At 39.9% G+C, this 13,614-nt stretch carries 16 protein-coding genes, 1 tRNA gene and 1 pseudogene; 1 reads left to right on the top strand and 17 read right to left on the bottom strand.

Translation table 11 applies throughout. The features are described from left to right. Positions 1-133 precede the first annotated feature (133 nt). The 13 genes from IIC38_16895 to IIC38_16955 form a co-directional block, all read right to left on the bottom strand. Positions 134-1,861, bottom strand: a complete 1,728-nt coding sequence (locus IIC38_16895) for an SBBP repeat-containing protein (GenBank protein ID MCH8127613.1) — start codon at positions 1,859-1,861, stop codon at positions 134-136. 304 nt (positions 1,862-2,165) lie between these two features. Next, positions 2,166-2,726, bottom strand: a complete 561-nt coding sequence (locus tag IIC38_16900; GenBank protein ID MCH8127614.1) for a CDP-alcohol phosphatidyltransferase family protein — start codon at positions 2,724-2,726, stop codon at positions 2,166-2,168. 39 nt (positions 2,727-2,765) lie between these two features. Then, positions 2,766-2,894, bottom strand: a complete 129-nt coding sequence (locus IIC38_16905; protein MCH8127615.1) for a four helix bundle protein — start codon at positions 2,892-2,894, stop codon at positions 2,766-2,768. A 185-nt stretch (positions 2,895-3,079) separates the two neighbouring features. After that, a complete protein-coding gene (locus IIC38_16910; protein ID MCH8127616.1) occupies positions 3,080-4,423 on the bottom strand; it encodes a sodium-dependent transporter in 1,344 nt (447 codons plus the stop codon). 260 nt (positions 4,424-4,683) lie between these two features. Beyond that, a complete protein-coding gene (ypdA, locus tag IIC38_16915; GenBank protein MCH8127617.1) occupies positions 4,684-5,655 on the bottom strand; it encodes a YpdA family putative bacillithiol disulfide reductase in 972 nt (323 codons plus the stop codon). A gap of 154 nt (positions 5,656-5,809) precedes the next feature. Further along, on the bottom strand, positions 5,810-6,334 hold the full coding sequence (locus IIC38_16920) for an adenine phosphoribosyltransferase (GenBank protein ID MCH8127618.1): 525 nt from the start codon (positions 6,332-6,334) through the stop codon (positions 5,810-5,812). A 14-nt stretch (positions 6,335-6,348) separates the two neighbouring features. After that, entirely contained in the window at positions 6,349-6,624 is a 276-nt protein-coding gene (locus IIC38_16925) for an acylphosphatase (GenBank protein MCH8127619.1), read from the bottom strand. 37 nt (positions 6,625-6,661) lie between these two features. Then, positions 6,662-7,114, bottom strand: coding sequence for a TIGR00725 family protein (locus IIC38_16930; protein ID MCH8127620.1), 453 nt, complete (start codon positions 7,112-7,114; stop codon positions 6,662-6,664). Next, entirely contained in the window at positions 7,111-8,409 is a 1,299-nt protein-coding gene (asnS, locus tag IIC38_16935) for an asparagine--tRNA ligase (GenBank protein MCH8127621.1), read from the bottom strand. Before asnS ends, IIC38_16930 begins: the two co-directional genes overlap by 4 nt. A gap of 198 nt (positions 8,410-8,607) precedes the next feature. Then, positions 8,608-8,709: a universal stress protein gene (locus tag IIC38_16940; GenBank protein MCH8127622.1), complete on the bottom strand. Its 102-nt coding sequence runs from the start codon at positions 8,707-8,709 to the stop codon at positions 8,608-8,610. Continuing rightward, entirely contained in the window at positions 8,709-9,446 is a 738-nt protein-coding gene (locus IIC38_16945; GenBank protein ID MCH8127623.1) for a universal stress protein, read from the bottom strand. Before IIC38_16945 ends, IIC38_16940 begins: the two co-directional genes overlap by 1 nt. Positions 9,447-9,483: 37 nt before the next feature. Next, the gene (locus IIC38_16950) at positions 9,484-10,491 is read right to left on the bottom strand and encodes an NAD(P)H-dependent glycerol-3-phosphate dehydrogenase (protein ID MCH8127624.1); all 1,008 of its coding nucleotides are present in this window, start codon (positions 10,489-10,491) and stop codon (positions 9,484-9,486) included. 6 nt (positions 10,492-10,497) lie between these two features. Continuing rightward, on the bottom strand, positions 10,498-11,511 hold the full coding sequence (locus tag IIC38_16955) for a phosphoribosylformylglycinamidine cyclo-ligase (GenBank protein ID MCH8127625.1): 1,014 nt from the start codon (positions 11,509-11,511) through the stop codon (positions 10,498-10,500). Positions 11,512-11,579: 68 nt separating this feature from the next. Between IIC38_16955 and IIC38_16960 the strand changes: the two genes are divergently transcribed. Continuing rightward, positions 11,580-11,662 (top strand) — tRNA-Leu (locus IIC38_16960). A 206-nt stretch (positions 11,663-11,868) separates the two neighbouring features. Here the strand turns inward: IIC38_16960 and IIC38_16965 are convergent. From IIC38_16965 to IIC38_16980, 4 genes and pseudogenes are all read right to left on the bottom strand, one after another. Next, the gene (locus IIC38_16965; protein MCH8127626.1) at positions 11,869-12,066 is read right to left on the bottom strand and encodes a type II toxin-antitoxin system Phd/YefM family antitoxin; all 198 of its coding nucleotides are present in this window, start codon (positions 12,064-12,066) and stop codon (positions 11,869-11,871) included. A gap of 30 nt (positions 12,067-12,096) precedes the next feature. Further along, a pseudogene (locus IIC38_16970) lies at positions 12,097-12,356 on the bottom strand (hypothetical protein). Continuing rightward, complete coding sequence (locus tag IIC38_16975; GenBank protein MCH8127627.1) at positions 12,353-12,553, bottom strand: hypothetical protein; 201 nt, start codon at positions 12,551-12,553, stop codon at positions 12,353-12,355. The pseudogene IIC38_16970 and the gene IIC38_16975 overlap by 4 nt, the downstream one beginning before the upstream one ends. Positions 12,554-12,965: 412 nt before the next feature. Continuing rightward, positions 12,966-13,475, bottom strand: a complete 510-nt coding sequence (locus IIC38_16980; protein MCH8127628.1) for a hypothetical protein — start codon at positions 13,473-13,475, stop codon at positions 12,966-12,968. Between the last annotated feature and the right edge of the window lie 139 nt (positions 13,476-13,614).

Raw genomic sequence — 13,614 nt, forward strand, 5'->3', positions numbered from 1 at the left:
TAACGTTTCAATTTCGGTTGCATCCTTAGTTGCGATAAATGCGGCTGCATCCATTTCCCCTGGATTATTTCCCAAAATAAACCCTGGATTTGTTGTAATGATACCAGCAATTAATTGGCTGTTGCCGCGAGCTTTACGATAATATCCGGGTTACGGTAGGATCGAGCTCAACAACGTCGCCAGGTTCGACAGGTTCGGAAACATTGATACGCTCGGCCATGTCGGCGCCGTCAGGAATGAAGGAGCCGTCAGCGAACACATCACCGGTGGAGCGTTCTACACGGAATACCAGCCCGAATTGTTCATTGTTCAGGAAACGAGCGACAAATATATCGGGTCCTCCTGCACTAGTCAAAGTTGTTTCGTTAACATTATTTATACCAAATGTTGATAATTCGCGAAAATGACCCGTTGCGAGAATTGAGCCTGACAAATCAACGGCTATTCCCTTGCCGAGATCGCTATTTGAACTGCCGTTCCGTACTACCCATGAAAAAGTTCCGTCAACTATATATTTGGCAACAAAAATATCAGACTGGTCATCAAACGGTTCTAGAGATGTTTCATTGATTTCGCCAGGGCCAAAGATGACGGATCCATGGAATCCGCCTGTCAGGAAACTACTTCCAGAGGAGTCTACGTCAATACTGGGGCTGAAAGTTTGACCTAACCCACCAACTAACCCACCAATTCGTTTTGCCCACATCAGAACGCCGACACTGTCGTACTTGGCAATAAAAATATTTGTTATAACATTGCCTGGGGCCGTAAATGTGATTTCATTTATCTCACCAGCAGCAAATGTGACAGATCCGGCAAATTCACCAGTGAGGAAGATATCCCCAAACCGGTCAACAACAATATTTCTGGGACCAACGCTAGATCCTAAGATATCCTTCGCCCACGCGAGTTCGCCATCATTGGAGAATCTGGCCACAAAACTCTTGGGGATTGTGGTCTCGGTTGGTTCACCAATTCCAATTGTGCCAGGGGTACTGAAGTAACCGATTGCATAGATATTACCTGCTTCGTCCGATGCAACGTCGGTTCCGTGGTCAGACCCAGATCCACCTGTCTGTTTGACCCAGATAAATTCTCCATCGCTAGCATATTTAGCTAAGAAAGCATCGTTACTAGCACTTTCACTGTCGACGCCGTTCAACATAGTTTCGTTCGGATCACCGGAGCCAAAAATTGCCGGATGAAAGAAAGCACCTGATAAGTATACATTGCCATCACTATCAACCGCAAGGCCTTCCTGATCCATTCCATCGGTACCTCCGGCCTGTTTCACCCAATCCAGTTCGCCGTCGTTTTTTAACTTCGCTACAAAGATATCTGTATTTCCGAAAGATGTAAGCGTGGTTTCGTTTAGCTCCCCAGAGCCGAAAGTAGCCGAGCTTTGAAATATACCAGCAATGTAAACGCTGCCAGAGTTTTGGACTACAATGTCTTGTCCATGGTCAATAGTACTTCCGCCCGCACGCTTGGCCCATATCAATTCACCAAGAGTAGTGAATTTTGCTGCAAATATATCAGTAGAACCAGCGCTTGTTAGAGTTATTTCGCTAGCTTGGCCCTTTCCAAAAACTACTAAATCGGCAAAGGTACCTGTCACATAAACGTTGCCCTCACTATCGGTTGCAATTGCAAGACCTTGATCTAACCCTGTTCCACCGATTTGAATGGCCCACTGCAGGTCTTGTGCAAAAATAGGAACTTGCAAAACTAATATGAGAAGGCCGGTAAACAAAGCTGCAGTTTTCGGCTTTAGTCGTTGAACTGCCAGTTTTAACACTTTTATTATGTAAATCCCGCACTTAATACGCCACAACCAAAACCAGTAATTATCCATTTTCATAAAGTTAAATTGCAATTTCTTGCCATATTATCTCCTTCCCCAAATTGTCGGTTCCCTAATTTCGCACCAAGTTTTTGGGGTGATTTTATTAGTAAAATAGAGAATTTTAATCTTTTAGTCAAATGGTTTCTGAAATATTTTGATTAATTTATGAAAGTGGAATTTTTTATTATAACCATTCGAATACTCTAATGAGGTTATAAACGACTAATGGGTATAAGTAAAAAGGCAAAAGTAAAAAATAATCTCTTGGGTGTGAGAAGTTTGTGGAGTTTATGCTTTATACAAATAGATGTTCCAAACCCTAAACATGCAACGTATGTATAAAATTACGCCCATAAGAAATAATCGTAATTAAGACACTAGCCATGGCCAAGATAGTCAAAGGAAAATAAAGAAAAGATGCTTCAAACATATAACTGATGATTAACAACCCGATAAATGTAACCGCCCATTTTCCGTAAATGTTACTGACCGTAATAAATTGTTTCTTTCGCATGACAATAAATGACATGGCCAGGATAATCACATCGCGTGCAATAATAACCACTACAATCCATAATGGCATCCCTTTATATAGAAATGTAAAGAGTGCGGCAAATATAGTGACAATCTTATCAGCCAGTGGATCTAAGATTTTCCCCATCACAGAAACCTGGTTCAGTTTTCGGGCGATATAACCATCTAAAAAATCCGAGGCAAAAGTCCAAACTAGAACGATACCAAGATAAATTTGGTTCTCTGTAGTCGCGGGCGCTTTAATCAATAACAGGATGAATGGCAAAGCCAGTATTCTGCTGATTGTAAAAAAGTTAGAGACCGTCCAGATTCGCCGTTCTTCGGGTGGGATGTTTAGTTTTGCCATAATTTTATTCAGGTGTTTAGACTTTAGGCTATTAGGTTGTTAGGTTTTGCGCATTGCTCTAATCAAAGCGCCTAAGACCTTTTCAGGTCTCTCTTTAGTTGCTTGATACATTATCAATGCCAATTCGTCGGCTAACTCAAAAGCTCGAAGCTTCGTATGATCTCGCATGTGTGTTCCTACTACAGCCTAAAAAGCTACAGCCTATCTACCTGAATCGTTACAATCAATCAAAATAATGGGTTGAAACCACCATGGGTGAAGAGAACGAAAAATCGTAAATTATTCTTTGCGTCCTCAACGACCTTTGCGGTTTCAATTCTTTTTACCCACAAGTACAAGACAATTTGTCGCTGTTATCCTATGATTGGAGAGCCAGTTATCACTTGAACGATTTCATTGACTATAATAAAAAAGACTACAACTACGGCAATGATAAATATCACTTTAACAACCATAGTGGAAGGCCGTTTCCCGACGCGTCCTTCCATTATTTCATCTAGAAATTTGGGAAGACCCCAGCGGTAAACAATGAATATGGCTGTAAGCAAACCGCCAATGGGGAGCATATACTTTGATGAAGCGGCATCGAGAAAACCAAAGACGTTGCTATAGAGCGAACAAAGGATACCCACCACGAAAATCACACCGCCAAAAGTATAAGTCGCCTTTGAACGGCTCCAACCTTTTTGATCAATAAAATAAGCTGTAACTACTTCCAGAATTGAAATCGCTGATGTGAGGGCTGCAAGAAAAAGAACGAAAAAGAATAACCCGCCCCACAACTGCCCGCCACCAGGAATATTTGGGAAAACAGTCGGCAATACAGCAAAGACTAAACCTGGACCCTGACCTGGATCTGCACCAAGAGCAAAAACCGCGGTAAAAATGGCTATGCCTGCCAACAGCGCAATAGCGGTATCTACCCCAATTACGATAATCCCTGATTTGAGCAAGTTCTGATCTTTGCCTAAATAACTCCCGTAAGTAATCATAGTCCCCATTCCTAAACTAATCGTAAAAAAGGAATGGCCAAGCGCAAGAACAATACTTTGAGGCGTGAGATCGCTAAACTTGGGTGAGAATAAAAACTCTATTCCCTTCATTCCGCCCGGCAGGGTTAATCCGCGGATGACCAATAAAATCAGAATAATTACAATCATTGGCATCATGATTTTACTCCACTTCTCAATACCTCCTTTGACGCCTTTTACAATAATAAATATAGTAAGTGACATGAATATTATATGCCAAAAAAGTGGCTCCCAGGTACTGGAAGTAAACGCATTAAAAACCTCACCTGCAGCTTCCGGGTTTCCGGATAAGCTTTCAAAGCCGGTCGAGATCGCTAAATATATATACTTGATCGTCCAGCCGCCAATCACACTGTAGAAGGAAAGAATAACAAAAGCGGAGGCCACTCCTAAAAATCCAATAAGCTTCCATTTGGTTTTTGGCACTAATTTTTCGAAAGCCCCGACAGGGCTCAATTGTGTTTTCCGCCCGATAACAAACTCACTTAACAGGATTGGCAGTCCAACAACTGCAATACAAATGAGATAAACCATAGTAAAAGCAGCGCCGCCGTTTTCTCCGGCAATATAGGGGTATTTCCAGATATTTCCTAATCCTACCGCAGAGCCAGAAGCTGCAAGTATGAAACCTGCTTTACTGCCCCATTTTTCCCGGCTTGATTCCATTGTTTTTCTCCTTAATGATGATTTATAACATATGAAGAAGGGAATTCAATTTCAGAAACTACTTGTAACTAATGATTTTAATTCGTCTTTCCAAGTATACCTTAAATGCGTAAATTAAGATCCTTAAAATTTAATTCGAATATACACATTTTGAGGTAAACCACAAGTGGAATTTTATAATGGTTGGGATATTACTGATTTAACGGACTTAAAACCAGAAATATAGATTTCAAATTTAGTTCAGGTCAATTCAAACCCAATTATTTTTGCTCAACAATCAGCTTATTTTTGATTGCATTTATAATGACAGGTGCGTGTAGCCTACCGTTTTCTATAAAAATTTTATTTGCATTAGCACCTGCTTGTATCGCTCCGGCGATATAGATATCTTCAACATTGGTTTCGCCGGTATCCGGATCAAAATCCGGAACCAGAGTTTGGTCGTTAATGTTGATTCCCATATTGCGCATGAAGTCAAAATGCGGCTGGTAACCAATTAAGGCTAAAACTGCATCTGCCGGGATTTCTTCTGTTTTGTCATTTGAATTGACTACAATCGATTTGCTTTTGATTTCTTGAACCGTAGCGTTAAAAATACCTTTAATTTCATTCCGTTTTAGTCGATTTTGAATATCCGGAACCACCCATTTTTTTACACCCCTGCTTAATTCACTGCCACGATGGATTAAGGTAACTTCAACGTTGTATCGATATAATTCCAGGCCCGCTTCCACAGCAGAATTATTTGCCCCAATGATTGCTACTTTCTTTTTAACATATTTATGCGGATCCGAATAATAGTGGGAAACATGCGGCAAATATTCACCGGGAACACCGAGGTAGTTCGGATTGTCATAAAATCCTGTTGCAATAATGACTGCTTTTGATTGGTAAACTCCCGAACTTGTTTGAAGTGAAAACTCACCATCGATATTGTTTATGGTTTCAACTTTCGTATCCAATTTCACATCTAATTGATAGTGCTGGGTTACTCTCCAATAATATTTTAATGCATCGACTCTCTTGGGTTTCTCTCCTGAAATAATAAAAGGTATATCTCCAATTTCTAACAGCTCCGGGGTTGAGTAAAACGTCATGTTTTGCGGAAAACAATAAACTGAATTAGTTAATAAACTCTTTTCTAAAACGACATATGACAATCCATGCTTTTTAGCTTCTATTGCACAAGCCAGTCCAACAGGTCCAGCGCCAACAATCGCAACATCAATCACAAATTACTCCTAGATATAATTTTTTTTCAATTAAAAAAACCCACGAGCATAAATCGTGGGCTCAAGTCTAACCTTATTATCGTAATAAAAAAAGAAGTCTAAATCGATATTTTATGAACGAATGGGGAAACCCTTAATATTAATGACAAAACAGCTAGTCACCATCATATTCTATTAAACAATAGCGATCATATCGATTCACTTTTTCACTCCCTTTTAAAAATGTCAAATCGATTAAATAAGCAATCCCGACGATAACGCCGCCCAATCGTTCAATCAATCGTGTTGCGGCTTCCATCGTACCCCCGGTTGCGATTAAGTCATCGATGATCAAAATATTTTGTCCGGGCATGATGGCATCGGAGTGGATTTCCATTGTGTCAGTACCGTACTCCAATTCATATTCTTCGGAAATCGCATCCGCAGGGAGTTTGCCGGGTTTTCTAATCGGGACAAAACCGACTCCCAATTTATAGGCTAGAGCCCCGCCAAAAATAAACCCCCTCGACTCGATTCCAACAATAATGTCCACATGTCTTGACCGGTATTTTTCATCAAACTTATCGATTACTTCTGCGAAACTCTTGCCATCTTTCAATAATGTGGTGATATCTTTGAATTGTATACCAGGTTTAGGAAAATCCGGTACATTTCTTATTCTTCTCCTTAATTTATCCATAATGGTATCCCATTTTAAAAATCAATAGAAAAGCCTGAATATTTATTGCTATATTCCTGCCATTTTATTTCCAGATTAGAAACTCTGGACAAACTCGGCCCAATTTTCATTTCCTTTGCAAAATCCTGGATCAAGCCCTTCTCCCCTTCAACTTCTATATAAACACGGCTATCGACAAGATTTTTTACCATACCGTCCAGTCCGTAATTTTTTGCTGTACGAACCACAAAAAAACGGAATCCAACTCCCTGGACAACACCACCAACCCATATTTTTGCAAATGCTTTCATTTTAACCTAAAGTTAGAATCAATTTGTAATGTTACATTCAACCCATCAATTCAAAAGCCATTTGCACAGCCTCTTTTGCAGATTCGGCTCGATGAATATTCTCAGAAATATCCCATGTATTTATGCCAATAACAGGAATACCGAGTTGCAACGCATAAGATATTTCAGATAAAGTACCATACGATCCGTCGATTGCAATAATTGATTGTGAGCTTCGAACGACCATAATGTTTCTGCCAATTCCCATCCCTGTGACGATAGGGATATCGACATAATCGTTCGCTTCGACTCGAGAATCACCAGGCAAAATACCAATCGTGAGCCCAGATTCAGCTTGTGCTCCGCGACACGCAGCTTCCATTACTCCTCCACGCCCACCGCAAACAAGTGTAGCTTCTGCTTTAGCAATTTCTCGACCGACTTCTTCGGCTATCGATAAACTCTCAGCAGCAGCTTGTACACCACCAATGACACCAATACAAATATTCATGGATAATTTCGATAAATTGTCCTGGGGAATGGAATGGTTTCACGAATGTGCTTTAACCCGGAAATATAGGAAACAGTTCGTTCAATACCAAGCCCGAAACCGCTATGGGGCACAGTGCCATATTTTCGTAAATCCAGGTACCACTTAAAGTCTTCTTGCGATAAATTATGTTCATGCAATTTTTGAATAATGACCTCATAGCTGTCTTCACGCTCTCCACCACCGATGATCTCACCATACCCTTCCGGGGCCAATATATCCATACTTAGTGATTTTGTTTTATCTTCAGGATCTGCCTTCATATAAAATGCTTTCACTGCCGCCGGATAGCGATGTACGATCAAAGGACGATCAAACTGTTCCGAAATAATGGTCTCATCTGTTCCGCCAAAGTCACCGCCAACCTCAAAAGCCACCTCTTTCTTTTTCAATATATCAACAGCTTCATCATAAGAAATTCGTGGGAACGGCCTCTTTACTTTTTCTAACTGAGTGGTATCCCGTTCCACCACTTTTAATTCTTCGGATTTTTTCTCAAGGACACGCTGGACAACATACTCAAGAAACTCTTCAGCCAGGTCCATATTGTCGTTCAAATCGGCAAATGCAACTTCCGGTTCCACCATCCAAAATTCCGTTAGATGCCTGCGGGTTTTTGATTTTTCCGCTCGGAATGTCGGACCAAAGCAATATACTTTGCCAAGCGCCATTGCTCCGGCTTCCATGTATAATTGGCCGCTCTGGGTTAAATACGCTTTGCTGCCAAAATATTCGGTTTCAAATAACGTCGTAGTACCTTCGCAGGCGTTAGGAGTAAAAATGGGCGCATCTACTAAAGTGAATCCACGATCATCAAAAAAATCTCGAATGCTTCGAACGACTTCATGGCGAATCCGCAATATTGCCGTCTGCATTTTCGAGCGCAGCCATAAGTGTCGATGATCCATCAAAAATTCGGTGCCATGTTCTTTTAATGAAATCGGATATTCTTCTGCAATTTGGTTGATGCGGATATCCCTGATCCAGAGCTCATAGCCACCGGGAGCTCGATCATCTTTATTAACGATTCCCTTTACAAACAATGACGATTCTTGCGACAACTTTTCTTGTATATTATATATCTCTTCGGAAACTTCTTTTTTATTGACGATTCCCTGGACGATCCCGGTTCCGTCCCGCAACATCAAAAACCATATTTTTCCGCTTGACCTTTTATTATAAAGCCACCCGGCCAGTTCAACTTCTTTACCAACATGATCTTTTAAATCTTCCACATAGACAAAATCTTTTCGCATTAATTCTTCTCCAATCCACTCTCAATCCAATTTTATTTAGTGTCTCATCAAAAATTCAATAACTAGGGACATTCCGGTAATCTTCGCTACTAAAAACATGCAGGACAAACCTTTTGCAGGACTCTTATAATTCCAAACTGGTAGATTCCCGCTAAAAGCATGCAGGAATTGACAGATATGGTATTTTTCGTTCAAACACTATTTAACCAGCAATATTGGAATTTTAGCATTTTTCATTACGCTTTGCGTGATGCTTCCTAATATTGCTTCTATAATTCTCGAATGCCCATAGGCGCCCATTACGATACAATCAAATTCTTCCTGCTCTGCAAAATCAGGATTTGATCATCCGGATTGCCATTTCTTATTTCTGATTTAAGTGCAGCATCATAAGGATCAAAATATATTTTTCCTTCTTCAGAAATTGATCGGGCAAGATCTAAATTTTTGTCGATGGTAAGTACAGTAATTTCTCCACCAAAATTTGAAGCTAGATATCCGGCATAGGGCAAAGCTCGGTTTGAATTCAGGCTACCATCATAGGGCGCTAATATTTTTTTAATAGGTCGAAATTCTTTTGGGGAAATGAAAAGCGGCTTGATGCATTCCCGTGAGATTGCCTCCATAGTTGCGCCCATGATCTTGCTGCTTCCCCATTTTGCAAACTCTCCCCGGGATCCCAACATGACCAAATCCACAACATGTGATTTCTGATCTATAATCTCCCGCGGACTCCCTTCTACTTGTTCAGCCGTAAAACTGGCATTATTCGATTTTGCCATTTGAACACATTTTTCCAGCACTTTTTCTGCTTTTTTTTCCAACAGGTGACGTGATTCCGTGAGATATTCTGATGATGGCAGCACAGGCGCAAAACCATCCATGCCAAGATAAACAGACCACTCAAAAATTCTAATGTCGACAACCGTTACAATCCTTAGTTTTGCATCAAACATTTTCGCAAATTGAACGGCATAATTCATTACAGGTTCGGTATATTCAGAGCCATCGACTGCTACGAGAATGGATTTCAACATAGCGACTCCTCAAAATTAAATCTTCCAGTTATTTTGTTCATACGAATTTTTCTTGTTTTGCGCCTCTGGCCATTAAATCGTAAACCGCAAGTTTAGGATCTTTGCCATCAAAAAGAACATTATGAACAGCCTCTGTAATTGGCATTTCAACATTGTGGACTTCAGCTAGTTTAAACGCTGATTTTGTTGTCTTAACTCCTTCCGCAACCATTACCATTTGTGAAAGAACTTGCTTCAGGGTTTTGCCCTTCCCGATTTCTTCTCCCACATATCGATTTCTACTATGGCGGCTCATACAAGTTACGACAAGATCGCCGATTCCGGAAAGACCTGCGAATGTCATCGGATCGGCCCCCATGGCTGTTCCCAACCGGGTCATTTCAACCAAGCCTCGGGTAATCAGCGCAGCTTTGGTATTGTCGCCAAAGCCAACACCATCGATGATTCCGGCGGCAATGGCAATGACATTTTTTAGCGAGCCCCCCAATTCAACGCCAATAATATCCGAGTGAGAGTATACCCGGAAAGCCGGCGTCATAAAAATATCTTGAATCAATTCCGAGTTTTTTAAATTTATGCATGCCGCAACGACCGTAGTCGGAATTTTTCTGCTGACTTCTTCAGCATGGCTCGGTCCGGATAAAACAACAAATTGCTCAGCGGGAAAATTTGGCAGAACTTCGGCATAGACTTGAGACATTCTCAATAACGTCTCATTTTCTATGCCTTTGGTCACACTAACAATTAATTTTCCTTCGAAAGGATATTTGCCCAGTTGGTCCGCCAAATTCCGAGTGATATGGGATGGGACGGCATTAACGAGTATGTCATAGCCATCGACAGCTTCATCCAGGTTGTTGGTGATTTTTACGTTGTCCGGAATTTTGATGCCGGGAAGCATTTTTTTGTTTTCCCGATATTTAATCAAATCATCAGCCAATTCAGGAAAATGCTCCCACAATACAATCTCGTAATTCTTGGCTGCGAGCAAAACTGCCAGCGCAGTGCCCCAACTTCCTGCTCCCAAGATTGCAATTTTACTCATGATCCTTTAAACAATCCTTCCGATTTGATAGCACTCCTCTTCGAGTTTTTTCATTGCGCCGACTACCCTGTCAATCTCATTATTAGCAACTACGAGAACATATCCAATACCCAAATTAAAAGTTCGGCGCATGTCATCTTCGGGCACATTACCCAGTTTTTGCAATAGTTTAAATATTTGAGGTCGTTGCCAGGAAGTCCAATTTATTTTTAATGTCGTTCCCCGGGGCAAAATACGTTTTGTATTGCCAACAATGCCGCCGCCGGTTATATGGGCCATGCCATGAATATCATGATTATCCAGTATTGAAGTTACCACCGTAAAATAATTCTTATGAATCCGCAGCAATTCTTCCCCTATTGTACCTTCTATTCCTTCATAACGATCATGAATTGTTTTTCCGGCGGCATGTCCAAAAAGGATTTTTCGTGCCAGCGAATAGCCATTTGTATGTAATCCATTTGATACTAAACCTATGACAACATCACCCTTCTCGATTTTACTGCCATCGATAATTTTGGATTTTTCAACGATACCCACGATCGTACCGGCAATATCAAAATCTCCTGGTTGGTAAAGATCGGGCATTTCAGCCGTTTCCCCGCCGATTAAGGCGCAGGATGATTGCTTGCAAGCTTTTGCCATGCCGGTAACCATTTCAATAACTATTTTCGCATCCAACTTTCCCAGGGCAAGATAATCGAGAAAATAAAGCGGCTTTGCTCCGGATGTCAGAATGTCATTGATGCAATGATTGACGAGATCTTCCCCTATGGAGTCGAACCTAGCCATCATTATTGCTACTTTTAATTTAGTACCAACGCCATCCATGCTGGATACCAGCACAGGTTTTTTATACTCCTGTATTGGGATTTCAAACATGCCGCTAAATTGACCAATGCCACTGATAACTCCCTGAATATTCGTTGATTGAACTATTGAAGCTATACTTCTGACGGTTTCCTCCGCAGAATCAATATCCACGCCGGCGTCTTTATAGGTTAGTTTTTTCAATTCCATTTCAGGTTCTACTGGGATGTTTTTTTATTTGCTTTTCGATTTTATTTTATTTATTTTTCAGAAATTAAGCCGAGGTGGTGAAATGGTAGACACGCTGGATTCAAAATCCAGTGAGTGTAAGCTCGTGAGGGTTCGAATCCCTCCCTCGGTACTAAAGACCTCTTTTTGAGGTCTTTTTTTTTGCCTGAATTTTAGCATGAAAAAATAATAAAAATATTAGTTTAAAACAAGGTCAATTTGGGTTTCAATGATTGGTGGGTAACGAAAATCAAGGTCTTTATTGAAAATATAGATGTTTTAAAATTATACATCCCCGGTTAATAATATTCATCATACTTATCAAGGAATTAGAGTTAGCTATAAACCCAATTCTTTTTTTGCATCCTCCAAACTTATTATTGGAGCATCTTTTTCTGTTTTTTTAGCTTTTCGTAGTTCTTTCAAATCTTCGTAATCAGCAAGTTCTTCCTGAATGCTGATAAATTCCTTATATGGGAGAACCACAAATTGCTTTTTGCCTTCTTGTTCAAGAAATTTTGGATGTAATACGATCACGTAATTTCTCCTATTTTATCGATAAATATCTTAATTCAAAAGTTTGTCATATTCAGCGTGGGTTCCTATCCAAAACCATAACCATAACAATCCCTTTTCTAGTTTTACTGCGATAGCACGATATTTTGTACCAATACGCACTGACCAATATTTTGCCACCTTCTTTAAATGAAGGGATGGATGTTTAGAATTTGTTTTCAACAAAACAAAATTTTTATCGGCTAAGTTTTGGACATATTTGGCAAATTGCCATAACAATCCCAAAATGAAGGGCTTGCGAAATGCCTCATAATTCTTTACATTTTCCCTTCTTAAAATCATCTATTGCTTGTTCAGCGATTTTATCGAGTTTTCCGGATTTTGCATCATCTTCAAATTGCCTGTCCCAAGTCGCAGAATCGAATTTCTCGAACCATGCTCTAAATTTTGCCAGTTGATCTGAAGCTAAACCTGATACTGCTTTCTCTAATTCTAGAACTGTTGACATAATTTAACCTCTTTCTTAATGTTTGGTTAAGTGCAAGATGAAAATGAGCAGCCATGAGAGACTCATTTTAATTGCTATAATTTCCGTAAAATATTAGCTTGAGAAAGTGATTAGAAGACCTTTTAATGAATCTATTTTTGCCTGAAATTAATAAAAATATTAGTTTAAAACAAGATCAATTTAGAGGTTTAAGTTTGGTGGATAAATGAAACAGGAAATAATGCAGCAGATCTAAAAGCCTTGCGCGCCCGCGTGCTGCTGCTCAATGATCGGTTTTGTATTATTTCAATTTTGTTGGAGTTGAAGGATTGGACGGAATAATCAAGTCCCCTCTTGAGATTCTTGAGAGGGTATTTAGGGGTGTGTTTTGGACCGCACCCTCTAAAAATAACTGCCAACGCTCTGCTCATTACTACTTATTTTGTGTCGCATTTTTCCATTCTTTTAGTAGCGCTAACCATCTCTCTCCCGTCACCTGGTTGAATTGCATCTGATTTTGATAATAGATTTCATTTAGTTCATCAGGTCTATTTTCTCTCGCCCACTCGATGGCCGGTTGCATTTTTTCTTGGAACGATGGTTGATTGGGTAATGGTGTATAGATTTGATTAATGATCAAGCCGGATTTATCAAAAGTATAGGTGATTTTTGCCTTCAATTCGGCTATTCCGACAAGTTTGAAAAAATCATTCTGTTCCGTAAACAATCCTGTTATTGCATCTCCTTCAACAACCAGGTTTTTGTATGAAACCCTGCCGTTTACGGCTTTATCCCATCCTAATACATTGACCATCTCTTTCTTGTCAATGATAAAATCATAATCTGTAAAACGCAGGTGGAAGCCATCAGAGAGGAAACTCAACGCTTTTTCTATAACGTGATCGTTCAGAAAAGCTACATAGGTTTCAAATTTCTTTTTCATAGTTTCATTTTGGTTAGTATATTGGTTTATTTTCACACAGCTAACTTAGTAATAAGTGGAAACTTTCCGCCTTAACACATTATAGTATAAAAAATAGCTCGGCTAAGCCATTCTTGCCAATTCATTTTTATCATTTTTC

This window comes from candidate division KSB1 bacterium (assembly GCA_022566355.1).
Taxonomy (GTDB): domain Bacteria; phylum Zhuqueibacterota; class JdFR-76; order JdFR-76; family DREG01; genus JADFJB01.

What these genes read in the sequence shown, in the direction of transcription:
- IIC38_16895 (MCH8127613.1), bottom strand. Translation starts at nt 1,861, where the DNA reads ATGAAAATGGATAATTACTGGTTTTGGTTGTGGCGTATTAAGTGCGGG.
- IIC38_16900 (MCH8127614.1), bottom strand. Translation starts at nt 2,726, where the DNA reads ATGGCAAAACTAAACATCCCACCCGAAGAACGGCGAATCTGGACGGTC.
- IIC38_16905 (MCH8127615.1), bottom strand. Translation starts at nt 2,894, where the DNA reads ATGCGAGATCATACGAAGCTTCGAGCTTTTGAGTTAGCCGACGAATTG.
- IIC38_16910 (MCH8127616.1), bottom strand. Translation starts at nt 4,423, where the DNA reads ATGGAATCAAGCCGGGAAAAATGGGGCAGTAAAGCAGGTTTCATACTT.
- IIC38_16920 (MCH8127618.1), bottom strand. Translation starts at nt 6,334, where the DNA reads ATGGATAAATTAAGGAGAAGAATAAGAAATGTACCGGATTTTCCTAAA.
- IIC38_16925 (MCH8127619.1), bottom strand. Translation starts at nt 6,624, where the DNA reads ATGAAAGCATTTGCAAAAATATGGGTTGGTGGTGTTGTCCAGGGAGTT.
- IIC38_16930 (MCH8127620.1), bottom strand. Translation starts at nt 7,114, where the DNA reads ATGAATATTTGTATTGGTGTCATTGGTGGTGTACAAGCTGCTGCTGAG.
- asnS (MCH8127621.1), bottom strand. Translation starts at nt 8,409, where the DNA reads ATGCGAAAAGATTTTGTCTATGTGGAAGATTTAAAAGATCATGTTGGT.
- IIC38_16940 (MCH8127622.1), bottom strand. Translation starts at nt 8,709, where the DNA reads ATGGGCGCCTATGGGCATTCGAGAATTATAGAAGCAATATTAGGAAGC.
- IIC38_16945 (MCH8127623.1), bottom strand. Translation starts at nt 9,446, where the DNA reads ATGTTGAAATCCATTCTCGTAGCAGTCGATGGCTCTGAATATACCGAA.
- IIC38_16950 (MCH8127624.1), bottom strand. Translation starts at nt 10,491, where the DNA reads ATGAGTAAAATTGCAATCTTGGGAGCAGGAAGTTGGGGCACTGCGCTG.
- IIC38_16955 (MCH8127625.1), bottom strand. Translation starts at nt 11,511, where the DNA reads ATGGAATTGAAAAAACTAACCTATAAAGACGCCGGCGTGGATATTGAT.
- IIC38_16975 (MCH8127627.1), bottom strand. Translation starts at nt 12,553, where the DNA reads ATGTCAACAGTTCTAGAATTAGAGAAAGCAGTATCAGGTTTAGCTTCA.
- IIC38_16980 (MCH8127628.1), bottom strand. Translation starts at nt 13,475, where the DNA reads ATGAAAAAGAAATTTGAAACCTATGTAGCTTTTCTGAACGATCACGTT.